This window comes from Streptomyces sp. NPDC017448, assembly GCF_044330565.1.
Lineage (GTDB): Bacteria > Actinomycetota > Actinomycetes > Streptomycetales > Streptomycetaceae > Streptomyces.
This window is the reverse complement of record NZ_JBIRLM010000009.1, coordinates 237,496-260,571: the sequence shown is the minus strand read 5'-3', so window position 1 is coordinate 260,571 and position 23,076 is coordinate 237,496. Positions and strand designations below refer to the sequence as shown.

Annotated in this window: 13 protein-coding genes; 7 read left to right on the top strand and 6 right to left on the bottom strand. The window is 74.4% G+C overall.

Annotation, left to right across the window (positions count from 1 at the left end):
- Window positions 1-60: 60 nt before the first annotated feature.
- A complete protein-coding gene (locus tag ACH4K1_RS17865; protein ID WP_398090236.1) occupies window positions 61-693 on the top strand; it encodes a TetR/AcrR family transcriptional regulator in 633 nt (210 codons plus the stop codon).
- Window positions 694-776: 83 nt separating this feature from the next.
- Here the strand turns inward: ACH4K1_RS17865 and ACH4K1_RS17860 are convergent, their stop codons facing one another.
- Together ACH4K1_RS17860 and ACH4K1_RS17855 are read right to left on the bottom strand one after the other, a co-directional pair.
- The gene (locus ACH4K1_RS17860) at window positions 777-2,000 is read right to left on the bottom strand and encodes a hypothetical protein (protein WP_398090235.1); all 1,224 of its coding nucleotides are present in this window, start codon (window positions 1,998-2,000) and stop codon (window positions 777-779) included.
- Between the two features lie 137 nt (window positions 2,001-2,137).
- Window positions 2,138-5,884: a CDP-glycerol glycerophosphotransferase family protein gene (locus ACH4K1_RS17855; protein ID WP_398090234.1), complete on the bottom strand. Its 3,747-nt coding sequence runs from the start codon at window positions 5,882-5,884 to the stop codon at window positions 2,138-2,140.
- A gap of 101 nt (window positions 5,885-5,985) precedes the next feature.
- On the opposite strand from ACH4K1_RS17855, the gene ACH4K1_RS17850 reads away from it, so the two are divergent.
- The 6 genes from ACH4K1_RS17850 (at window position 5,986) to ACH4K1_RS17825 (ending at window position 16,844) form a co-directional block, all read left to right on the top strand.
- Window positions 5,986-7,314, top strand: coding sequence for a CDP-glycerol glycerophosphotransferase family protein (locus ACH4K1_RS17850; protein WP_398090233.1), 1,329 nt, complete (start codon window positions 5,986-5,988; stop codon window positions 7,312-7,314).
- A gap of 40 nt (window positions 7,315-7,354) precedes the next feature.
- Entirely contained in the window at window positions 7,355-8,140 is a 786-nt protein-coding gene (locus ACH4K1_RS17845; RefSeq protein WP_398090232.1) for a methyltransferase domain-containing protein, read from the top strand.
- Window positions 8,141-8,151: 11 nt separating this feature from the next.
- On the top strand, window positions 8,152-9,012 hold the full coding sequence (locus ACH4K1_RS17840) for a TylF/MycF/NovP-related O-methyltransferase (RefSeq protein ID WP_398090265.1): 861 nt from the start codon (window positions 8,152-8,154) through the stop codon (window positions 9,010-9,012).
- Window positions 9,013-9,313: 301 nt separating this feature from the next.
- Entirely contained in the window at window positions 9,314-12,835 is a 3,522-nt protein-coding gene (locus ACH4K1_RS17835; RefSeq protein WP_398090231.1) for a CDP-glycerol glycerophosphotransferase family protein, read from the top strand.
- A complete protein-coding gene (locus tag ACH4K1_RS17830) occupies window positions 12,832-15,705 on the top strand; it encodes a CDP-glycerol glycerophosphotransferase family protein (RefSeq protein WP_398090230.1) in 2,874 nt (957 codons plus the stop codon). Before ACH4K1_RS17835 ends, ACH4K1_RS17830 begins: the two co-directional genes overlap by 4 nt.
- Window positions 15,702-16,844 (top strand): glycosyltransferase, encoded by a 1,143-nt coding sequence (locus tag ACH4K1_RS17825; protein WP_398090229.1) that lies wholly within the window; start codon window positions 15,702-15,704, stop codon window positions 16,842-16,844. Before ACH4K1_RS17830 ends, ACH4K1_RS17825 begins: the two co-directional genes overlap by 4 nt.
- A 29-nt stretch (window positions 16,845-16,873) precedes the next feature.
- On the opposite strand, the gene ACH4K1_RS17820 is transcribed toward ACH4K1_RS17825, so the two are convergent.
- The 4 genes from ACH4K1_RS17820 to ACH4K1_RS17805 all read right to left on the bottom strand — a co-directional run bounded on the left by ACH4K1_RS17820 (window position 16,874) and on the right by ACH4K1_RS17805 (window position 22,993).
- Window positions 16,874-19,099 carry a CDP-glycerol glycerophosphotransferase family protein gene (locus ACH4K1_RS17820; protein WP_398090228.1) on the bottom strand — a complete coding sequence of 742 codons (2,226 nt, stop codon included), beginning with the start codon at window positions 19,097-19,099 and terminating at the stop codon, window positions 16,874-16,876.
- A 204-nt stretch (window positions 19,100-19,303) separates the two neighbouring features.
- On the bottom strand, window positions 19,304-20,245 hold the full coding sequence (locus ACH4K1_RS17815; protein WP_398090227.1) for a carbohydrate ABC transporter permease: 942 nt from the start codon (window positions 20,243-20,245) through the stop codon (window positions 19,304-19,306).
- Window positions 20,242-21,528 carry a carbohydrate ABC transporter permease gene (locus tag ACH4K1_RS17810; protein ID WP_398090264.1) on the bottom strand — a complete coding sequence of 429 codons (1,287 nt, stop codon included), beginning with the start codon at window positions 21,526-21,528 and terminating at the stop codon, window positions 20,242-20,244. The genes ACH4K1_RS17815 and ACH4K1_RS17810 overlap by 4 nt, the downstream gene beginning before the upstream one ends.
- A 100-nt stretch (window positions 21,529-21,628) precedes the next feature.
- The gene (locus ACH4K1_RS17805) at window positions 21,629-22,993 is read right to left on the bottom strand and encodes an ABC transporter substrate-binding protein (protein ID WP_398090226.1); all 1,365 of its coding nucleotides are present in this window, start codon (window positions 22,991-22,993) and stop codon (window positions 21,629-21,631) included.
- Between the last annotated feature and the right edge of the window lie 83 nt (window positions 22,994-23,076).

Sequence of the window (23,076 nt, the reverse complement as noted above, 5' to 3'; positions counted from 1 at the left end):
AGTAGGACGCTTCTACGTCGCAACGCAACCGTTTCGTCGCGGCGGACTATCATGCGGGCCATGACCACCGAACGGGGAACCCGCCGCCGAGCCCCCGCGGGCGCCGCCGTCCTGCGGGAGGACGTGACGGACGCCATCCGCGCCGCCGTCTTCGAGGAACTCGCCGCCGTGGGGTTCGCCCGGATGTCCATCGAGGGCATCGCCCGGCGCGCGGGGGTCGGCAAGACCGCCGTGTACCGCCGCTGGAAGTCCAAGCTGGCGCTCGTCCTCGACCTGGTCGCCGCCGTCGCCGCCCAGGGGATGCCCGCCCCGGCCACCGGTTCGCTGTACGGGGACGTGCGCGCCGTCCTCGAACTGGCCGCCTACGCCCTGCGCCACCCGGTCGCCTCGCAGGTCATCCCGGACCTGCTGGTGGAGGCGGCCCGCAACCCGGAGATCTCCGAGGCGATCAAGGCCGCCCTCCTGGACCAGCAGCAGGGCGTCGCCGCCGTGGTGGTCCGGGAGGCGGTGGCCCGCGGCGAACTGCCGCCGGGGAGCGATCCGGACCGGGCGCTCGACCTCATCGTCGGCCCGCTGTACTGGCGGCTCGTCGTCGTGCGCGGCGAGCTGCCGCAGGGGTACCTGGACGACCTGGCCGCGTCGGCGGTCGCCGCCCTCAACCACCCCGGGCACGAGCCGCCGGACGTCCCCTAGAGTCTGTCGTCGCCCTGCCGCCTGCCGCCTGCCGCCTGCCGCCTGCCGCCTGCCGGGCGACGACGGCAGGGCGACGGCAGGTCCTAGCCCGGCGCCACCCGCGCCAGTACCTCGCCGGTGCGCGGGCTGAACGCCAGCACCGTCGCGTTCTCGGGCAGCCGTTGGTTGCGGGTGAGCAGCAGCCACCGCACGCCGTACCGGCCGGTGATCCCGTCCCGCCGGGCCTGCGGGGTCGCCGTGTCGAGGTAGGCGGCCACCGCCCGGCTCCGCTCCCGCCGCTCCGCGGCCGCGAGGCCCGCGTCCGGCAGCGCGTCGGCCAGGACGTACGCCCCGTGCCCGGCCAGCGCGTACATCGCCGGGCGGCTGTCCGTCAGGACCACCTCGCCCGGGGGCACGTAGGCGGTCGCCCAGGTGTACGGCTCCCCGGCCGCCCGGACCCCCTCCACCGCCGGAGGCCGCGTGGTCCTGCCCTCGGAGGGGGTGCGCGGGGCGGTGAGCCCGTTGTAGTACGGCCACGCCGCCGCCACGGTCACCGCGCACACCGCGGCGGCCGTCCACCGCCACACGACCGGTCTGACCCGGGTCCGCGTCCGCACCGCGATCAGGGCGAGGCAGCCGATCGCCGCACCGATCGCCGTGAGCGGATGGACCAGCAGGACGAGCCCGAGCAGCACGCCGATCCCGGCCGCCTCGCACCACGTGGGCGTCCGGCCGGGCCTCGGTGCGCCCGGGCGCGGGGCCCGGACGACCACGCGTCCGGTCCACGCCCACAGGTGCAGGGTCACCGCCACCGCGAACGTGCTCGGCGCGCTCCAGCGGGCCGGGTCCGCCCAGTGGATCAGGGCCAGCGGCGCCAGCACGAGGACCGGCACCCAGCGGTTCGGGGTCAGCAGCCGGGTGAGCCGTCCGATCCCGGTGAGCAGGAGCAGCAGGTTCGCCGAGGCGGCCAGCGCGACGACGGACGGGCCGGAGAACCCGGTCGCGCGGGCCGTCAGACCCTGGAGCAGCGCGTACGGGGAGTAGTGCGCGCTCGCGACGGCGGGCAGGTCCGTCATCGGGAACGCCGGGTGCAGCAGGCTCGTCCGCAGCCGCTCGACGATCGCCGCCTGGAGCCCGGCCTCGCAGCACAGCGGGGCCCGCCAGGCCGCCGCCGACAGCACCGCCCACAGCAGACCGCCCAGCACCAGGTAGGGCGAGGGCAGCCACAGGGGCGGCCGGGCGGCCTTGCCGCCCCCGCCCCCCTCGGTCGCGACGGGCGGGAGATCGGGGGCGGCGGACGGGGCGGAGGCAGCGGAGAAGAGGGGCACACCCCATGGGTTCCGTGCGACGCGCCCGCTCTCCCCGCAGCCACCCGTCCGAGGGATTCCGCGCCACGGATCGCCGGGGCGGCGTCCGGGCCGGTGCGGCGGGCCCGCGGGCCGGGGAGCCCGGGCCCGCGGGCGCGCTACGCGGGGTCCGCCAGCAGCCGGTCCGCGACCCGGGCCGCCGCGCCGCCGTCGTCCAGGTCGCAGAAGTCACGGCGGAAGCTCTCGTACGCGTCCGCGTGCCGGGCCGCCACCGCCCGGGTGTCGCGCAGCGCCTGCGCCACCTCGTCCGTCGTGACCAGCAGCGGTCCCGGCGCACGGGTCTCGAAGTCCAGGCAGAAACCGCGCACGGTGTCGCGGTAGTGCTCCAGGTCGTAGGCGTGGAAGAGCATCGGCCGGCCCGTCAGCGCGAAGTCGAACATCAGCCCCGCGTAGTCCGTCACCAGGACGTCGGCGACCAGGAGCAGGGCCGCCGCCTCCGGGTGCCCGGACACGTCGAGCACGCCGGGACCGTCCTGGAGTCCGCCGGTGACCCGGGGGTGGCGGCGGACCAGCACCGTGTGGCCCGGGCCGAGCGCGCGGGCCAGCGCGTGCGGGTCGAGCGCCGGATCCCAGCGGTAGGGGCCGGGGAGCGTGCGGTCCGGGGAGGCGGAAGGGGGGTGGGCCAGGTGGTCGCGGTAGGTCGGGGCGTACAGCACGACGCGGTGGTCCTCCGGCACGCCGAGCCCGCGCCGGACCTCCTCCGCGGCCTTGTCCCGGTCGGGCGGGAACAGCACGTCGTTGGCGGGCGAACCGGCCTCCAGCACCTCGCCCCCGTACCGGAGCGACCGGCGCAGCCACGGGGTCGCGAAACTGCTCGGGGAGATCAGGACCGACCACTGGGCCGACCGCTGCGGCAGGGTGGCGAGGTACTGGTGATCGGCGTAAAGGGTGTCCGCCAGGTCGACGCCGAACCGGCCGAGCGGGGTGCCGTGCCAGGTCTGGACGACCGTCTGCCCGGGACGCCGTTCGAACCAGGCGGGCAGCTGCCCGTCCGTGACGATCCGGCGGGCGCGGGCCAGCGCCTCGTACCAGTCGGCGCTGTGCACGGGGACGGCCCGCGCGCCGGGCGGTACGGCGGTGGTGCGGCCGGGGGCGGTGCCGGTGACCCACAGGTGCTCGACCTCCGTGCCCCGGCGCACCAGCTCGGCGTGCACGGCGCGCGGGGAGTCGCCGCCCGCGTAGAGGACGGCGTCCCGGAGCGGAGGTCCCCCCGGCGCACGCCGGCCGGGGAGGCGCGGGGCGGGCGTGCGCCGGTCGGGGTGGTGCGCGGCCCGCAGGAGCCGCCTGCCGTACGCGCTCCGCCCGGCGGCGGCGGTGGGGCCGGGCTCCGCGACGACGGACAGCCGGTCTCCGTGCCGCCGCTCCGGGCGCAGCGCGGTCCCGCCGTCGCCGGTGCCGGGCCACCGCGTGGCGAGCGGGCCGAGGACGCGTACGGGAAGACCGTCCAGCCGCACCTCCCAGCGGCCCTCGGCGAGGGGCGGCGCGATCAGGGCGGAGAACCGGAGGCGGCCGCCCGGGGCCGGGGCCGCGTCCGGGTGCCGGAGGCCGCCCGGGGCCGGACCGGCGACGACCGCCGGGGCCCCGGAGGACCCGGTGTCCGCGCCGGTTTCCGTGTCCACGGCGGCCCCCGTGTCCATGGCCGCCTCCGTGACCCTCACCTCCTCGTGCAGCGTCTCGTGGCGCAGGACGAGGCGGCTGCCGGGCGGGGCCGCCGCCCCCGGCGCGTACCTTCCCGTCCCGTGCGCCCCTGCCCCGTGCGCCTCCGGCACGTACGTCCCCGAGATGCGCAGGCCCCCCTCCCGGGTGGGCTCCACGCGGTCCGCGTACGGGTGGCCCGCCAGCTCCAGCACCAGGTCGCCCGCGGCGTCCGCGAGCGCGGGCGGCGGCAGGTGCGGGGCGGCGGGCAGCGGGACGCGCTCACCGCCCGGCAGCAGCAGCCGGACCCGCCACCGCGTGCCCCCCGCCTCCTTGACCTCACGAGGAGCGCGGCGCGGGGCGGGCGGGGCGGCGGCCAGCTCGGCCAGCGGCACGCGCACGGTGAACGCGACCCCGCCCCCGCCACTGCCACCGTCCTCATCACCAGCACCAGCACCAGCACCAGCACCAGCACCAGCACCAGCACCAGCACCAGCACCAGCACCGCCATCGGCATCCGCTTCGTACTCCACCGGACAGGAACGCTCCTCCTCGCCTTCTCCGCCCCCCGCGCCCTCCCGGACCAGCAGCAGCGCCACCGGCCTGGCCCCGTCGAACAGCCGGCCCCCGATCTCCAGCGCCTCTCCCGCCGCCCCGGCCGCCCGGTGGGAGTCCGCCCGGGCCCGCAGACGGGACACGGTCAGCCGGAGCCGGCCGTCGCGGTAGTCGAGCACCGCCCGCCGCCCGTCGTCCAGGTCGTGGGCCCACGGCTGGTCCGCACCCGCGTCCGGGGCGCGGACCGCCACCCGGCGTACCGCCCCGGGGGCCGCGAGGACCAGCCCCACCAGCCAGCCGCCCTCCGCCGTCGCGGGCAGCCGGTCCGGGTCGAGGACCATCTCGAAGCCCGCGTGGTCGTAACCGTGCAGCTCCTGGCCGGAGTCGACCGTCGCCTCGGGCGCGTCCACGGGCCGCACCGGCACCGGCCGCACCCGGGAGCCCCGTTCCGCCCGGACCACGCCCACCGTCAGCCGCCGGCGCGCCGACCCGGCGGGGAGGTTGCGCAGGTAGGCGTACCCGCGCAGTCGCAGCTTCCCGTCCGCGCCCCACCGCGCCTCCAGGAGCCGTGCCACGGCGGGGATGTCCGTGCGGGCGAGCCGGGCGCTCGCGCCGCGCACGCCGGGGTACACCGCCCGCCGTCGGCCCGGCGGTCCTTCGACGGCGAACACCCCTGTCCCGTTGGCCCGTTCGAAGGCCAGCACCTCCAGCAGCTCCTCCATGCGCCGCTCCCGCACCAGCGACCACTTGACGCGCAGCTCCGCCGGCAGCCCCTCCAGCACCCTCTCGCCCGCCCGGTCGACGAAGGCTCCCGCACCCTCCAGGAACGCCGTCCGGTAGGCCGGTCCCCCCATCGGCAGGCCGTCCAGGAAGTACCCGAAGTCGTCCCGCAGGCAGGACGCGTCGTAAGCCCGCCGGTGTGCCGCGTCCCGGCGGCCGAGGAACGCGCTGACCTGCTCGCACGCGGCGATCCGGTCTCGTACGCCCGTGACGTCCGTGCGCCGCCGGGTGATCGAGCCCTCCCGCACCCGCCAGTAGTAGACGTGCTCGTGCAGGACGTCGACGGCCCCGGCGAGGTAGTGGGCGGGGATCATCACCGGGGTGTCCTCGTACAGCCTGCCCTCGGGGAAGGCGAAGGCGTGCGCGTCCCAGAAGGAGCGGCGGAACACCTTGTTCCACGCCACCCGGTCGGCCAGCAGGCGCGGATCCCGGGTGATGTGGGTACGCGGCCGGGGGCCGGTCAGCCAGCGGTACTGCCACGCCTGGTGCCGCCCCTGCCCGGTCAGCCGCCACACGTTGCCGGTCGCCAGGTCGGAGCCGGTCGACTCCAGCGAGGCCGTCATCCGCTCGTACGCGTCGTGCACGACGACGTCGTCGCTGTCCGCGAACGCCAGGTACGGGACCGTGGGGGTGGTGTGCCGTACGCCGGTGTTGCGGGCCGCGCTCAGCCCCGCGTTCTCCTGCCGCACCAGCCGGAAGCGGTCGTCCCGGGCGGCGAACTCCGCCGCGATCCGGCCGCTGGCGTCGGTCGAGCCGTCGTCGACCATGACCACCTCGATCGCGCCGAGGGTCTGGTCCGCCACCGACCGCAGACAGTCCTGGAGGTAGGCCTCCACGTTGTGGACGGGGACGACGACGCTGAGGAGTGGCTTCATGTCCTGGTCAACACGGGGCCGGTCCCGGGGTCACCGACGCTGACCCGAACGGGTGAACGCGACCCGCCCGCCGTCCGGCCCCGCCAGTACGCTCGGCTCCCATGCCCACCCGAGCCACCGTGAAGCGGTATGTCCGCAGGCGCGTCCTGCGGGCCGTCTACCGCGCCGACCTGCGCCGACCGCTCGACCCGAACCTGGCGGTCTACGGGGCGTACTGGAACCGGGGCGTCGCCTGCAATCCCGCCGCGATCCACGCCAAGGCGCGCGAACTGATGCCCCACATCCAGGGGTTGTGGGTGGTCTCCTCCCGGCACCGCGACCGGATGCCGCCCGGGGTGCCGTACGTCGTCGAGGGCTCGCGCCCCTACTGGCGGGCCATGGCCACCGCCGCCTACCTGGTCAACAACTCCAGCTTCCCCGGCGGTTTCGTCAAACGGCCCGGCCAGCGCTACCTCCAGACCCACCACGGCACCCCCCTCAAGACCATGGGGCTCGACCAGCGCGCGTACCCCGCCCTCGCCCGGAGGACCGACTTCGGCAAGCTCCTCGCCCACGTCGGCCAGTGGGACGCCAGCCTCTCCGCCAACCCGCACTCCACCGGGGTCTGGGACCGCGTCTACCCGGGTGGCTACGAGCGGCTCGACCTCGGATACCCGCGCAACGACGTGTACTTCACCGCCACCGCCGATGAGATCGCGACGATCCGGGCCGGGCTGGGCATCGCGGAGGGGCAGACCGCCCTGCTGTACGCCCCGACCCACCGCGACTACCGGGACGGCTTCGTCCCCGACCTCGACCCGGAGCGGCTGGCCCGCGAACTGGGGCCGGACCACGTGGTTCTGGTGCGGGCCCACTACTTCTACGGGCGGAACGCCGGAGCCGGCGCGACGGGGGGAGCACCGGACGTGCATCACGCGTCGAGGCTGTGTAGAGAATGCGGAAATGGCTCGCCCCCCGCCGCGCCGCCACCCCCGGCGGCACGGGTCCTCGACGTCACCGGGCACCCCCGGGTCGAGGAACTGTGCCTGGCCGCCGACGCGTTGATCACCGACTACTCCTCCCTCACCTTCGACTACGCCTGCCTGGACCGCCCCATCGTCGTCCACGCCCCCGACTGGCCCGCCTACCGGGCCGCGCGCGGGACCTACTTCGACCTGCTCTCCGGCCGTCCCGGCGACACCCCCGGGCCGGTCACCACCACCCCGGCCGAGCTGGCCGACGTGTTCCGCACGGGGGAGTGGCGTTCGCCGGAGGCGACCGCGCTGCGCACCGCGTTCCGGGAGCGGTTCTGCCCGTACGACGACGGGCGCGCGGCCGAACGCGTCGTGAGGCACTTCTTCACCCGGCCCGGAGAGGACCCCGGTCGCACCGCCACCCGGATGGCTCATTCGGCCACCGGCCCCGATTCCTCCGCCCCGCACGGTCGTTGAGCCCCACAGCCCGCTCGCCCCGCCATGTTGGGAGACGTCCATGCACCGGTCCGCCTACGAGCAGATGGAACTCTGCATCAAGGAGTACCTGCCCGTCGAAGGGCCCGTCGCGGGGCCCGCGTCCGGCAAGGGCGGCCGCCGGAGCGGCACGTACCGGGTCGTCGACCTCGGCTCCCGCGTCTCCGGCAAGCAGACCCGCACCCATCGGGCGCTCCTCGCCGGCCACCCCGTCGACTACTTCGGGGTCGACGTGCAGGACGGACCCAACGTGGACGCCGTGATGGCGAAGCCGTACCGCATCCCCGCCCGCTCCAACAGCGCCGACGTCGTGCTCTCCGGTCAGGCGTTCGAGCACATCCCGTTCTTCTGGGCGTCGATGCTGGAGATCGCCCGGGTGCTCAAGCCCGGCGGCCACGCGTTCATCACCGCCCCCTCGCGCGGCCACGTCCACGACGCCCAGGACTGCTGGCGCTACTACCCGGACGGCTTCCGAGCCCTCGCCGCCCACTCCCGGCTCGAACTGCGCGAGGCGTACACCGACTTCCCGCCGCGGCAGGGCATCTGGCACGACTACCGCGCCATCGACAAGAAGGCCGCCTACTGGGGCGACTCCGTCGGCGTCTTCCGCAAGCCCGAGCGCTACCCCCGCCTGACCATGTTCGCGGTACGGGAGTTGGCCGTCTGGTGGGCCAACCGGGTCGGCGGTGTGGACGGCGTCCCGCTCCCTCCTCCGGTGGACGGCCGCCAGCGGTGCGGGCGCCCGGAGGCCGTGCCCGCGCAGACAGCCTCACTCGAACAGGAGCCGCCCCGATCAATGGCAGGTTGACGAAAGATGACATGTGGCGCAAAGCGCGCGTACTGTCCCGGGGCATGGCTTGGCGCAACGCCGTCAACGGCGTCCTTCAGCAGCTCACCGGATACCAGCTCAGGCGCGTCACCGTGCCCGCCGCCCGCACCGCCCCCGCCCCGGCCGCTCCTGCGGCCCCCGCGCCCGCGCGGCCGAAGGCGAAGAAGCCCGCCCCCGCGTTCCCGGCGGACTACGACGACGAGGCGAAGGACATCATCCGCGCGGTCAAGCCGTACTCGATGACCTCGCCGGAGCGGCTCAACGCCTTCATCCTCGCCACCCGGTACATCGCCCGGCACGGCATCCCCGGCTCCGTCGTGGAGTGCGGCGTCTGGCGCGGCGGCTCCATGCAGGCATGCGCCCGCACCCTGCTGTCCGTCGGGGAGACCGAGCGCGACCTGTACCTCTTCGACACGTACGAGGGCATGACCCCGCCCACCGCCGAGGACCTGCGGCGCGACGGCCGGCCGGCCCAGGAGCTGCTGGACGCCCAGGGCAAGGACCGGCCGATCTGGGCGGTCGCCTCGCTGGAGGACGTCCGGGCGGGCTTCGCCGAGGTGCCGTACCCGGAGGAGCGCGTGCACTACGTGCGGGGCCGGGTCGAGGACACCGTCCCCGGCCAGGCCCCCGAGCAGATCGCGATCCTGCGCCTGGACACCGACTGGTACGCCTCCACCAAGCACGAACTGGAGCACCTGTACGACCGGTTGGTCCCCGGCGGAGTGCTCCTGATCGACGACTACGGCTACTGGCAGGGGTCGCGGCAGGCCGTCGACGAATTCCTGGAGAAGACCGGGGAGCGGCTGCTCCTGCTCCGCATGGACGAGGGCCGGATCGCCGTCAAGCCCTGACCCGGTCCCCTCCCGCGGCAGCACCGAGCACCGAGCCCCGTGCCCTTCCCGGTACGGGGCTCGAACGTGCCCCGGGCGCGCCCCCGGACGCGTGGCTCCGCCCTTTCCGTCACCCGAACGGGCCCCCTCGGGTGACTCGGCCATCCGGCGCGGGTTGTACCTCATGGACCCGAACGGCTCCGGAGGCTCTTCGCGTCCGGGGCATCCCGTGCCCGAAGGCCCTTGTGCCCCTGTCGGAAACCCCGCCCACCGACGCTCATCCGCCCCGATGTCGTCCGCCCCGGAAGGATCGTGCGCCGCGATGGCACCCCGTCTCACCGTCGTCGTCCCCCTCTACAACGTCGAGGAGTACCTCGGTGCCTGCCTGGCCTCGCTCGCCGAGCAGACCATGGCCGACCTGGAGGTCGTTCTCGTCGACGACGGCTCCACCGACCGAGGCCCGGAGATCGCCCAGGAGTTCACCGAACGCGACCCCCGCTTCCGGCTGGTCCGGCAGGAGAACGCCGGACTCGGTGCGGCCCGCAACGCCGGAGTCCGCGAGGCCCACCCCGAAGCGGAGTTCCTGGCGTTCGTCGACAGCGACGACGTGGTGCCGCCCGGCGCGTACGCCCGGATGCTGGCCGAACTCGACGCCTCCGAATCCGACTTCGCCACCGGCAACGTGCTGCGGCTGCGGGCCGGCGGGGAGCTGGAGCAGTCCCCGATGTTCCGCAAGCCGATGGAGAAGGCGCGCCGGGCCACCCACGTCACGCGGGACTGGATCCTGCTCGGGGACCGCATCGCCTGCAACAAGGTCTTCCGCCGCACCTTCTGGGACGAGCACGCCTTCGCCTTCCCGACCGGCGTGCTGTACGAGGACATCGCCGTCGTCCTGCCCGCCCACTTCCTGGCCCGTTCGGTGGACGTCGTCGAGGAGCCCGTCTACCACTGGCGCGACCGCGACGGCTCGATCACCACCCGGCGGGCCGTACCCCGGGGCATCCGCGACCGGGTCACCGCCGTCACCACCGTCAGCCGCTTCCTCGCCGGGCGTTCCGAAGCGGCGGGAACGGGCGGGGCGAAGGGAGCGGCCGAGGCCAAGCGGCGTTACGACGCGCACGCCCTCTCCGGAGACCTCTGGCTGTTCATCGAAGCCCTGCCGGACGGCGACGCGGAGTTCCACGAAGCCTTCCTGGAGCACGCGGGCGCTTTCGCCGCCACCGTCGAGCCGGGCGTCCTCGCCTCGCTCCCCCTGCACCTGCGGGTCAAGTGGCAGCTCATCCGCGAACGCCGCCTCCCCGAACTCCTCGCCCTCCTCGCGGACGAGAAGGAGGACCGGGACGCCTTCCACGTCCGCGGACTGCTCCGCCCCCGCGCCCACCACCCGGCCGTCCGTGCCCCGCTGCCGCCCGCCGCCACCGCGCTGGCCTCCGCCGACCTGCCCGTCCACGCCCACCTCACCGAGGCCGTCTGGCGGGACGGGCTGCTGCGCCTCACCGGGTACGCCTATGTGCGCAACGCCCCCGGCGGGCCGCCCCGGCTCGGCTGGCTGCGCGCCGGGAGACGGCTCGTCCCCCTGCGGCTGCGCCCGGTCGGCGGCGAGGAGGCCACCGCCCGCTCCGGCCGCTCCCTGCACCGCTACGACCGCGCCGGGTTCGAGGCCGTCGTCGACCCGCGCGCCCTCGCGGCCAAGGCCGACAGGGGCGGTGCGGACCCCGGGCGCACCACCTGGAAGCTGGAGGCCCTCGTCGTCGGCGCGGGCCGGCCGCGCCGGGGGCCGATGCGGCTCGTCGGCGCCCCCGCCCCGCCCGCCGTGGTGTACACCGACGAGCGGACCCGTATCGTCCCCGTCCTCTCCGGCAACAAGCTGGAGCTGCGCACCGAACGCGTCGCCGCCGTCCTGACCGGGCAGTCGGCGGTCGAGGACGCGGTGCGCCTGGAGGTGAAGGTCCTCGGCGCCGCCGGTCCGGTCGCCCTCCGGCTCACCGAGTGGCGCACCAAGGAGACCCGGGAGTTCGCCCTGCGCGGCTCGGCCGGCACCCGCTCGGCCGACGTCCCGCTCAGCGCCTTCCGGGGCGAGGACGACATCTGGGGCGTCCACCTCGTCACGGAGGGACGGCCGCTGACGGTCGCCGCCCGGCCGGACGGGCCGGACGGGTGCTATCCGCTGCCGGGCGGGCGGGAGCTGACCGCGGCCCCCAACCCCTCCGGCGACCTCGTCCTCACCGACCGGCCCGTCCACCCCGTCGTCACCTCCGCCGACTGGGCGGAGTCGGGCGAACTGGCCCTCGCCGGAGCCTTCCCAGAGCCCACCGGCGCCGCCCACGAACTCGTCCTGCGCCACAGCGGCCACCAGGAGGAGGCCGTCGTCCCCCTGGAACGGGCGGACGGCGACGGCTTCCGCGCCGTGCTCGCCCCAGCCGCCGTCGAAAGCCTCGGCGGCGCCCTGCCGTTGGCCGAGGGGCGCTGGTACCTCTTCCTGCGCGTACCGGGGGAACGCGATCCGGAGGCGTACCGGCCGCTCCGCCTGAGCACGGCCCTCCACCGCTCCCTGCCGCGGCAGAAGCAGATCGGCGGACGGGACTTCGTCCTCCAGCGGCGCCACCACGACCGGCTCGTCCTGGAGTCCGGCAGCGCCCTCCCCGCGGCGGAGCGGGGCGCGTACGGCCGGCGGGTCCAGCGCGAACGGTACGCCGCGCTCCGGGCCCGCACGGCGGGCGAACTGCGCCCCGCCGTCCTCCTCTCCAGCTTCGACGGCCGCCAGTTCTCCGACTCGCCGCGCGCCGTCCACCGCGAACTGGCCGCGCGCGGAAGGGAGATCGAACACCTGTGGGTGGTACGCGACCAGCAGGCCGCCGTACCCGAGGGCGTCCGCCCCGTCGCCCTGCACAGCGCGGAATGGCACGAGGCGCTGGCCCGCAGCCGGTGGATCGTCACCAACACCCATCTGCCGCAGTGGTTCGAGCGCGCCGAGGGGCAGTGCGTCGTCCAGACCTGGCACGGCACCCCCCTCAAGCGCATCGGCCGCGACCTCGCGGGCACCCCGCACGCGGACGCCGCCTACATGGCGTCCATGGAGCACCGGTCCGCCCAGTGGAGCTTCCTGGTCTCCCCCAACAGCTTCTCCACCCCCGTCCTGCGCCGCGCCTTCGGCTACTCCGGCGAGGTCCTGGAGTGCGGCTACCCGCGCAACGACCTGCTGTACGCCCCCGACCGGGACAAGGTCGCCGCCGCCGTACGGGAGAGACTGGCGATCCCCGAGGGGCGGCGGGTGGTCCTGTACGCCCCCACCTGGCGCGAGGACCGGCCCCGGCAGGGCGGGCGGTACGCCCCCGACCTCCCCCTGGACCTGGAACAGGCCCGCCGGGCCCTCGGCGACGACCACGTCCTGCTGGTCCGGCGGCACTACCTCGTCGGCGGGAGCGTCCCCGACACCGCGTTCGTCCGGGACGTCTCCCGCTACCCGGACGTGGCCGAACTGCTGCTGGTCAGCGACGCGTTGGTGACGGACTACTCCTCGATCATGTTCGACTTCGCCCAGACCGGCCGCCCCATGCTCTTCCACACCCACGACCTGGCCCACTACCGCGACACCCTGCGCGGCTTCTGCTTCGACTTCGAGCGCCGCGCCCCCGGGCCCCTGATCCCCGACTCCGCCGGCGTCGTCGCCGCCCTGCGCGACCCGGAGGCCGCTGTCGCCGGGCACCGGGACGCCTACCAACGGTTCCGCGAGGCGTTCTGCGACCTCGACGACGGGACCGCCGCCGCCGGGGTCGTCGACCGGATGCTCAAGGGAGACCGGACGGCCGGGGGAGACCGGACGCCCGAGGGGGGAGAGGCGTGACCGACTTCAGCTGCGTCATCACCGGCGAGGGCGAGGGGACGGGCGGCGCGGACGCCCTGCGCGCCTCCGTCGCGTCCGTGCTCGGCCAGTCGCTGCGCGGGTCCGAGGCCGTCGTGGTCCTCGCCTCCGCCGCCGACCCGGCCGTCCGCGCCGCCGCCCGCGCCCTCGCGGACCGGACCCCCGACCGGGTCCGCCTCGTCCACGCCGACCCCGCGGCCCGCACCACCGGGGCCCTGCGCAACGCGGGCCTCGACGCCGCGACCGGCCGGTACGTCCTGGTCCTCACCCCCGGCGAACGCCTCCACCTCCACGGCTGCCGCAACCTCTGGCAGGCCGGCGAGACCGGCCGCGCCGACCTGGTCGCCGGCCGCTGGAGCCGGGCCGCCGACGAGAGCGGCAAGGAGCGGGAGCCGTCCTGGCAGGGCGAGCTGTACGCCCGCTCCCGCACCCTCAACCGCTTCACCGAGGCCCCCGGCCTCGTCGTCAGGGACGCCCTGGTGACCGGCTTCTGCCTGCGCCGCGAGGCCGCCCGGCGGCACGGGCTGCGGTACGAGGAGGACCTGGCGCACGGCGAGATCCTGTTCGGCCCGCTCGCCGCCGCCTCGGTCGGCCGGATCGCCCTGGTCCGCCGGCTGATCGTGACCGGCCGGGCCATCCCGGACCGGGCCCGCGACCTCGCCGCCCTCGTCGAGGCCCACCACCGGGTCGCCAACACCCTCCTCGCCCACGGGCTGCCCGACCTGCGGGCGGAACGGGAGACGGCGTTCGCCCGCGACCACCTGGTGCCGCTCGCCCGGTCCTTCCCCCGGCTGCCCGCCGCCCGCCGAGACCGGGCCGCCGCCACCGCCGCCCGCGTGCTGACCGGGCCCTTCCGCTCGGGCGTGCCGGACCTGCCGCCGCTGGAGCGGGTCGCCGTCGCCCTGCTGGCCCGGGGCGACGCCGAAGGGGTCCTCGCCGCGGCCTACGCGCTGAGCCGGCCCGCCACCGTGTGCGCGCCCCTGACGACGGGGCCCGGCGGCCGGATCGCCTGGGGCGGCGACCCGGAGGACCCCGCCTTCGACGTCACCGGACTCGGACACCAGTACCGCAGGTTCGGCGAGATGCGGCTGATGAACCGGCTCACCCGCGCCACCGCCGAGGAGGGGGGCCTGCTGCTCGAAGGCCGCCTCGTACTGCCCGGCCACACCGGCCCCGGCCCCGGCGACCCGCTCACCGCCACCCTGGAGTTCCGGGCCCGGGGCGGGGCGCGCGCCGTCGCGTTCCCGGTCGAGGACGTCCGCCACGACGGCGACGGGATCACGTGGCGCGCGCGGATCGACGTCACGCGCCGCCTGCGCCCCCTCGGCCTCCGCGACACGGCGTGGGACGCGCGGCTGACCGTGCGGGCGGGGGGCGCCGACGGCCCCCGGTCCGTCAGCGACCTGTTCGCCCCGCAGGACCAGGTGGCGGCGGCGGACCGGTTCGCCGCCCGCCCCCGCCTCGGGCGGCTCACCGGGGACACCTGGGAGCCCTACGTCACGCTCAAGGACCACTTCGCGCTCCGGCTGACCGGCCGCCGCCGCCCGGCCCGCACCGCCCACCGCCTGGTCCGCTACGCCACCCGCTTCCGCCCCGCCCGCAAGGCCAAGCTCCTCGTCCGGGCCCTGCGCAAGCGGCTGGACCGCTACCGCTCCCGCGGCTTCAAGGCCCCCGTCTACAACACCTGGCTCACCCGCCTCCCCGTCCGCCGGGGCTCCGTCGTCTTCGAGAGCCACATGGGCACCTGCTACGGCGACAGCCCGCGCGCCCTCTACGAGGAGATCCGCCGCCAACGCCTGAAGCTCCGCGCCACCTGGTCCTACGACCCCTCCCCGGCCGGCTTCCCGGACGGCGCCCGCCTCGTACGCCGCTGGTCCTGGCGCTATCTGTGGGCGCTGGCCCGCGCCGAGTACTGGGTCGACAACCAGGGCTTCCCGCAGCACCTGCGCAAGCCCCGGCACACCACGTACCTCCAGACCTGGCACGGCTCCGCCTACAAGCGGATGGGGTTCGACGAGACCCGCGTACGGCTCCAGAACGCCCCGCAGCGTGAACGGCTCCGACAGGCCGTGGACCGCTTCGACCACTTCCTCGTCCGCTCCGAGCACGACGTGGCCACCCTCGCCCGCGCCTACCGCCTCCCCGAGGAACGCCTCCTGCGCACCGGCTACCCGCGCAACGACGCCCTGATCGCCGAGCGCCACCGGGCCGAGACCGAAGGACGGCTGCCCCGCCCGGCGCTCGCGGCGGAACTGGGGCTGGACGACCACCGCAGGACCGTGCTGTACGCCCCGACCTTCCGGGGCGGCCCCGGCAAGCAGCACAGGAGCCGGCTGCTGCTGGACGTACGGGAGTTCGCGGAGCGGTTCGGGGACACCCACACCCTGCTGGTGCGCTCCCACTACCTGGAGTCCGCGCGGCTGCCCGTCTGCCCGCCCGGAACCGTCGTGGACGTCTCCCGCCACCACGACACCAGCGAACTCCTCGCGATCACCGACGTGTTGATCACCGACTACTCCTCCATCATGTTCGACTTCGCCCTCCTGGACCGGCCCGTCGTGCTGTTCGCCCCCGACCTCGACGCGTACGCGGCCGAACGCGGCAGCTACTTCGACCTGCGGGAGAAGGCGCCGGGGCCGGTCACCGCCACCCCGGAGGAACTGTTCGACGTCCTCTCGGAGTTGAAGAGGAACGACCTCCGGTGGGCCGACCGGCGCCGGGAGTTCGTCCGGCAGTTCGGACCCTACGACCGGGGCGACGCCGCCCGCAGGACCGTCGCCGCCGTCTTCGGGCCCAAGGTCTGCCGGGACGCCCGCCACATCACCGACCACGAGCGGGGGGCCGGCCGATGAGCCGCGACATCTTCATCGTCTCCAACAGCACCGATGAACTCGGCGGCGTCACCGGCTGGATGCACCAGACCGCCCGCCTCTTCGCCGACCGCGGCCACCGGGTCCACGCCATCGGCATCCACGCCTCCGACCTGAAGATGGCGCTGCCCGAGCAGCCCGCCCACCCCGTCACCGCCCTCTACCCCGCCCACCCCCCGACCCCCTGGACGCCCCACGGCGTCCGCGACCGCTTCCGCATCCCCACCCGGCGCAAGGAGGCCGCCCGGGCCGCCGCGAAGAAGCGGGCGGTCGCCCGGCTCTCCGGGATCTTCGCCGGCGCCCGCCCCGGCGCGGTCGTCATCGTCACCCAGGTCTGGGCGATGGAATGGGTCGGGGAGGCCGACACCACCGGGCTGCGCGTCATCGGGATGAGCCACGAGTCCTACGACTACTCCCGCGCGAGCCACCGCTACCGCTGGATCAAGAACCACTACAAGGACCTCGACCACTGGCTCGTCCTCACCGCGGAGGACGCCGACCGGTGGGCCGGCGACGGCATGAACAACGTCGGCTTCCTGCCCAACGCCCTCGCCCGCCTCCCCGCCGTCCCCTCCCCGCGCAGCGGGAAGACGGTCGCCAGCATCGGGCGGCTCAGCGACCAGAAGGGCATCGACCTCCTCCTGGACACCTGGGCGCTGGTCGCCCCCGCCCGCCCCGACTGGCGGCTGCGCGTCTACGGGGCGGGCGAGGACGAGGCCGCGCTCAAGGCCCAGTGCACCGGCCTCGGCCTCGACGGGTCCGTGGAGTGGATGGGCCGCACCGACGACGTGGAGGGGGCCCTCGCCGACGCGTCCGTCTTCGTCCAGTCCTCCCGCGGCGAGGGCTTCCCGCTCGCCCTGCTGGAGGCGATGGCCAGCGGCGTGCCCTGCGCGGCCTTCGACTGCGCGCCCGGCGTCCGCGAGATCGTCCGCGACGGCGAGGACGGGCTCCTGGCCCCCGCCGGGGACGTCGACGCCCTCGCGGACCGGCTGCTGCGGCTCACCGGCAACCCCCGGCTGCGCGACGCGATGGGGGCGCGCGCCCGGTCCGGCGTCCAGCGGTTCTCCGAGCCGGAGACGCTGCGCCGCTGGGAGGAGCTGTTCGCGTTCCTCGAACGCTGAGCACCCGCGCCGCGGGGGCGGCCGGGGCCTCAGCCCCGGACCGCCGCCCCGGCCCCGTCCTGCGCGGGCAGCGCCGCGGGCGTCCGGCGGGCGGCGTACGGCACCGGCAGCGGCAGTCCGTCCGTCTCCCCGAGGAAGACCCGCCGCACCACCCGCTCGGCGGCGTACCCGTCGTCGTACGGGCAGAACCGGGCCCGGAACGCGGCCCGCAACTGCGCCGCGTGGGCGCCGCGCCAGTGGTCCGTGGTGAAGACGTCGACCAACTCGTCCTGGCTCCGGACCACGATGCCGGGCGGGAAGGCGGTGATGTCGAAGTACGTGCCCCGGGCCGCCTCGTACGCCTCGACGTCGTCGAGGTGCAGCACCACCGGGCGGTCCAGGTTGACGTAGTCGAACATCAGCGACGCGTAGTCGGTGATCAGCGCGTCCGAGGCGAGCGCCAGCGTCTCCACCGACCGGTGGGCGCCGACGTCGATGATCCGGGGGTGCGGCGCGCGGCCCCCGGGGTCCGCCGGGCGGGGCGTCCGGGACAGGACCACGAACCGCGGGCCCAGCAACCCCAGCAGCCGCTCCAGGTCCAGGGCGGGCCGCTGGATCCGCCGGTAGTCGCGGGGAGCCGGGGCGTACAGCAGGGCGGTCGCCCCCTCCGGGACGCCCAGCGTCTCCCGCAGCCGCGCCACCTCGCCCGCACCGGTGCGGTGGTACACGTCGTTGCGCGGCGAGCCGTACTCCAGCGTCGTGTACGCGGACGGATAGGCCCGCTCCCGTACGAGGGTGGAGTGCGGGTTGGCCGAGAGGGAGAAGTCCCAGGTGTCGGCCGAGCGCAGCAGCTCCTCGAAGTCGGTGCCCCCGGCGGCGGCGGGCCGGTCCAGCAGGTCGACGCCCACGGTCCCCAGCGGCGTGCCCTCGTGCGTCTGCAGCACGGTCTGGCCCCGCCGCTTGACCAGCCCCCGGTCGAAGGAGCCGTCGTTCACCAGATAGGCCGAGCGGGCCAGCGCCGTCCAGTGGGCGAACGTGCCGGGCGCGAGGTGCCGGGCGCCGGTCGGCACGGTGTGGGCGTCGGCGGGCCGGCAGATCCAGGCCGTCCGCACCCCCGGGACCAGCTCGCGGACCTTCGCCTCGATCGCCGCGGGACTGCCCGTGTACCCCCGGCCGCTCCGGGCGGTGAACACCGCGTCCCGGGGGCGCAGCGGAAGCCGCGACTGGATCCGGTAGTGCGCCCGCAGCGCCGCGGACCGCACCGCCCCGCGGGCGGCCGCCGCACCCGTGCGCAGCCGGCCGCCGAGGCGCTGGGCGCCCGACAGGGCCTGATAGGTGCGCCGAGCGCCGAGCCGCAGCAGCCCGTGGCGCAGCAGCGCGCGGCGGGGGGCCGGGGCGCCGGGGGTGCGGTAGCGGCGGCAGGAGGCGGTGGCCCGGCGGAAGAACGCGGCGCGGCTGTGGGGCGGCAGCCGGTCCCGGGAGGCGTACAGGGCGGTGAAGTGGTCCAGCATGCGCCGGAATATCACCGGCCGCCACCGGGCGAGTTCGGGGCGCGCGTCGATGAACGCGAAGACCCGGTCGTACTGATCGAAGACGTCGAAGTGCTTCTCGCTGGTGGTGGAGAGGATGTTGCCGCGCCGCCGCTGCCGGTAGGAGACGCAGACCGCGTCGAGCACCGCGATCGACCCGGCCGACATCAGCACCGGGTAGGTCCAGGGGGTGTCCTCGTAGTAACCGGGCGGGAAGGCGAACCCCTCGGCCTCGACGAACGCGCGGCGGTACGCCTTGTTCCAGACGACCATGAGGAGGCGCAGCAGCTCGGGGCGGTCGGCGAGCCGGAAGCGGGCGGGGCCCGTCTCGTGGAGGAGGCCGCCCAGGACGTTGCGGACGCTGCGGCCCGTCCAGTACGTACGGGCGTAGTCGTACATCAGGACGTCGGGCTCGTCGGTCGCGTCGATCCGGTCGGCGATGGCCTGGAGCGCGTCCGGCAGCAGGGTGTCGTCGCCGTCGAGGAAGATCAGGTAGTCGCCGGAAGCCCGGTCCAGTCCGGCGTTGCGGGCCGGTCCCAGCCCCCTGTTGCGGGGCAGGTGGAGCGCGGTGACGCGGGGGTCCCGGCGGGCGTACTCGTCGGCGATCGGCCCGCAGGCGTCGGGGGAGCAGTCGTCGACCACGATGATCTCGTAGTCCTTGAAGGACTGGGCCAGCACCGAATCCAGACACGCGTGCAGATACGCCTGGACCCGGAACGCGGGCACGATGACGGAGAACCGGGGCACTACACATCCATGGGTCGATCGTTCGCGGAAACCAGGCAGAGCGCAAACGTCGGATGGAATGACAGGGTTACGTCGGACGTGGCAATCGGGGGACGCGGACGCCGAAGCGGCCCGGTTCCGGGGAACCGGGCCGCCGCGTGTTGACGTACATCTGTGCGTTCCGGGGGCGTACGTACCGGACGGCGTACGGCCGGGTGGCGCCCGCTACTTGACCGCGCCCGCCATCACGCCGGAGACGAACTGCCGCTGGAAGGCGAAGAACACCACCAGCGGGATCACCATCGACACGAACGCGCCGGGTGCGAGCACGTCGATGTTGTTGCCGAACTGGCGTACCTGCTGCTGGAGTGCCACGGTGATCGGCGGCGCCCCGGAGTCCGCGAAGATCAGGGCGACCAGCATGTCGTTCCACACCCACAGGAACTGGAAGATCCCGAGCGAGGCGATCGCCGGGCCGCCCAGCGGCATCACGACCCGGGTGAAGAGACGGATCTCGCCCGCCCCGTCGAGCCGGGCGGCCTCCAGGAGTTCCCGGGGGATCTCCGCGAAGAAGTTCCGCAGCAGGAAGATCGCGAACGGCAGGCCGAACGCCGTGTGGAACAGCACCACCCCGAGCGTCGTCTCGAAGATCCCGATGGTCCCGAACAGCTCGGAGACCGGGATCAGCGCCACCTGCACCGGTACCACCAGCAACCCGACGACCAGCAGGAACCACCAGTCCCGGCCCGGGAACTCCATCCACGCGAAGGCGTATCCGGCGAGGGAGCCGATCACCACCACCAGCAGGGTGGACGGCACGGTGATCATGACCGTGCTGAACAGCGACCCGGTGATCGTCGAATTGTCCAGGATCCGCTGGTAGTTGTCGAAGGTCAGCTCGGACGGGGCGGTGAAGACCTTCCACCAGCCGGTCGCCGCGATGTCCTGCGGTCCGCGCAGCGAGGACAGCAGCAGGCCGATGGTGGGCATCAGCCAGAAGAGGGCGACCAGGATCAGGAAGACCCGCAGCACCCCGCCGCCGGCCTTGGCGGCGATCCGCGCGGCGGGGGACCGCCCGGCCCGGGGCGCCTCGGCCCGCCCGGCGTCCGGGGCCCCCGCCCTCTGGCGGCCGATGCGCGCGGCGTCCACTTTCGGTGCACTGCTCATCGCCGTCCCTCCTTCCGGATGCGCCGAATGTTGAACAGCATCACCGGGATCACCAGCAGCAGCAGGAGCACCGCGATCGCGCTGCCGATCCCGAGATCCGCGTCCGTGCCGAACGAGGACCGGTACAGCTGGAGCGCCAGGACGTTCGCGTCGTCCTGGGAGGAGCCCGGCGCGATGATGAACACGAGGTCGAAGACCTTCAGCACGTTGATCATCAGCGTCACCAGGACCACCGCCAGCACCGGCGCCAGCATCGGCACCGTGATCCGGCGGAACACCTGCCACTCGTTGGCCCCGTCCACCCGGGCCGCCTCCAGCAGTTCGCGCGGCAGACCGGCCAGCCCCGCCGCGATCAGCACCATCGCGAACCCGGCCCACATCCACACGTAGCTGCCGATGATCCCGGGCGTCACCAGGGACGGTCCGAGCCAGTCCACGCCGTTGTAGGGCTCGCGGAAGTTCTCGGCGGGCAGCCGGAGCTGCGCCCCCTCCGCCGAGGCGGGCAGGGTGAACACGCCGTCCGCCCCCGCCGTCGCCGAGGCGACGACCTTGCCGTCCTTCACCGCCTCGACGGTGAGGCCCTTGAGCCCCAGCTCCTTCGGGTCGACGACGTTCGGCTTCCCGCCCCCGCCCCGAGTGAAGTCCAGCCAGGCCGTCCCGGAGATCCCGTCCCCGGAGGCGGCCGGAGAGCCCTGGGCCGGCCGCGCGTCGCCCGGCATCTTCGCCGGAGCCACGCCCACCAGCGGCACCAGCAGCGGGCGGTCCGCCCGGATCGGCTCCTTGGACACGTACGTCCCGCCCCCGCCCTTCTCCAGGGGGTGCACGGGCAGCGGGCGGGCCTTCGGGAAGCCGGCGGACGCGTTGAACGTGTCGTGCACGCCCACCGCCACCGCGTTGGCGACGCCCCGCTCGGGGGCCTGGTCGTACACCAGCCGGAAGATGATGCCCGCCGCCAGCATCGAGATCGCCATGGGCATGAAGACGATCAGCTTGAACGCGGTGCCCCAGCGGATCCGTTCGGTCAGCACCGCGAAGATCAGACCCAGCGCGGTGGCGACCGTGGGGGCGAAGACCACCCAGATCGCGTTGTTCCTCACCGCCGTGAGGATGGTGTCGTCGGTGAAGAGGGCGGTGTAGTTGTCGAACCCGGCGAACCCCGTACCGGCCTGGTCGAAGAAGGACCGGTAGACGGAGTAGCAGATCGGATAGACCACCAGCGCCCCGAGCAGCACCAGCGCGGGCAGCAGGAACGCCGCCGCGATGACCCTGCGGGTGCCGGTCACGCCCCGGCCCGGCTTCTCCGGTCCGGGGGACGGGCGCGGACTCGTCTCGTCGGCGGGAGGCGCCGCACCGGCGCCCCCCGCGGTCGCTGTCGTCACGGCGTCAGCTCTTGTACGCCTTGGCCGCTTCGGACTCCAGCTGCTTCTGGGTCCCCGCGATGTCCTTCGGGTTCTTCAGGAAGTCCTGGAGGATCTTCCACTCGCCCTTGCCGGGGGTCCCGCCGAACGACTGCGGGGCCTGGTCGGACATGTCGAACCGGACGTCGTCGCCCGCGTCGATCAGCGCCTGCGCCATCGTGCGCTGCACGTCGTTCGGGTACGCCTTCAGGTCCAGGCCCTTGTTCGGGGAGATGAACCCGCCCGCCTCGGCCCAGATCTTCGCCGCGTCCGCCGACGCCAGCCAGGTCAGCAGCGCCTGCGCGCCCTTGGTCTCCTTCAGCGCCACCGCCGCGTCGCCGCCGGTCACCACGGGGGAGTCCGCACCGACCGCCGGGAAGGGGAAGACCTTGGCGTCCGTACCGATCTTCGCCTCGGTCTGCGCGATGTTGATGGAGACGAAGTCGCCCTCGAAGACCATCGCGCCCTTGGGCTGGTCGCCCCCGGTGAAGGTCTGGGTCACCGATGCCGGGAACTCCGTCTGGAGCGCGCCGTCCGCCCCGCCCGCGATCAGCTCCGGCCTGCCGAACAGCTCGGCCAGCGTGGTCAGCGCGTCCTTCACGGACGGGTCGGTCCACGGGATCTCGTGCTTCGCCAACTGGTCGTACTTCTCCGGGCCGGCCTGCGAGAGGTAGATGTTCTCGAACCAGTCGGTGAGGGTCCAGCCGTCCGCCCCGCCCACCGAGACCGGGGTGACGCCCGACGCGGAGATCGTCTCCGCCGTCGTCAGGAAGTCCTTCCAGCTCTTCGGCTCGCTCGCCCCGGCGTTGTCGAACGCAGCGGCGTTGTACCAGATCAGCGACTTGTTGGCGGCCTTGAAGTACACCCCGTACTGGGTGCCGTCCACCGTGCCGAGCTCCTGCCAGACCTTCGCGTAGTTCTTGTCGAGCTGGGCCTTCGCCTCGGCGCCGACCGGCTTGGCCCACTTCTTCGCGGCCGCCTGCTGGACGGCGCCCACCTGCGGGATCATCGCCACGTCCGGCGGCTGCTGGCCCGCGATCTTGGTCCCCAGGAAGTTGATGATCGGGTCCTGCGCCGGGACGAACGTCACGCTCGCGCCCGTGCGCTTCTCGAACTCGTCCAGGACCTTGGTGAAGTTCTCCTGCTCGGGCCCGGTCCAGACCGCGGCGACGGAGACGTTCTCCCCGTCCAGTTTCGGCAGGCTCACCGTGGGCGCGCTGTCCGTGCCCTTGCCGGAGCCCTCGTCCGTCTTCTTCTTGCCGTCGCCGTCGCCTCCGCAGCCGGTGAGCGCCAGAGCGCCGACCGCCGTGAACACGAGGGCGGCCCTGCGTATCGAGAAGGTTGTGCTCATTCCTGCCCCGTCTCTTCCGTACGGGTCCGGCCCCGTCGACGTGGCCGGACCGCGTCGTCCGTGCGCACAGTCCTACGCCGGGC

Excerpts from the sequence above, each read along its gene's own strand:
- ACH4K1_RS17865 (WP_398090236.1), top strand. The coding sequence starts at position 61 with ATGACCACCGAACGGGGAACCCGCCGCCGAGCCCCCGCGGGCGCCGCC.
- ACH4K1_RS17825 (WP_398090229.1), top strand. The coding sequence starts at position 15,702 with ATGAGCCGCGACATCTTCATCGTCTCCAACAGCACCGATGAACTCGGC.
- ACH4K1_RS17855 (WP_398090234.1), bottom strand. The coding sequence starts at position 5,884 with ATGAAGCCACTCCTCAGCGTCGTCGTCCCCGTCCACAACGTGGAGGCC.
- ACH4K1_RS17805 (WP_398090226.1), bottom strand. The coding sequence starts at position 22,993 with ATGAGCACAACCTTCTCGATACGCAGGGCCGCCCTCGTGTTCACGGCG.
- ACH4K1_RS17850 (WP_398090233.1), top strand. The coding sequence starts at position 5,986 with ATGCCCACCCGAGCCACCGTGAAGCGGTATGTCCGCAGGCGCGTCCTG.
- ACH4K1_RS17835 (WP_398090231.1), top strand. The coding sequence starts at position 9,314 with ATGGCACCCCGTCTCACCGTCGTCGTCCCCCTCTACAACGTCGAGGAG.
- ACH4K1_RS17815 (WP_398090227.1), bottom strand. The coding sequence starts at position 20,245 with ATGAGCAGTGCACCGAAAGTGGACGCCGCGCGCATCGGCCGCCAGAGG.
- ACH4K1_RS17845 (WP_398090232.1), top strand. The coding sequence starts at position 7,355 with ATGCACCGGTCCGCCTACGAGCAGATGGAACTCTGCATCAAGGAGTAC.
- ACH4K1_RS17840 (WP_398090265.1), top strand. The coding sequence starts at position 8,152 with ATGTGGCGCAAAGCGCGCGTACTGTCCCGGGGCATGGCTTGGCGCAAC.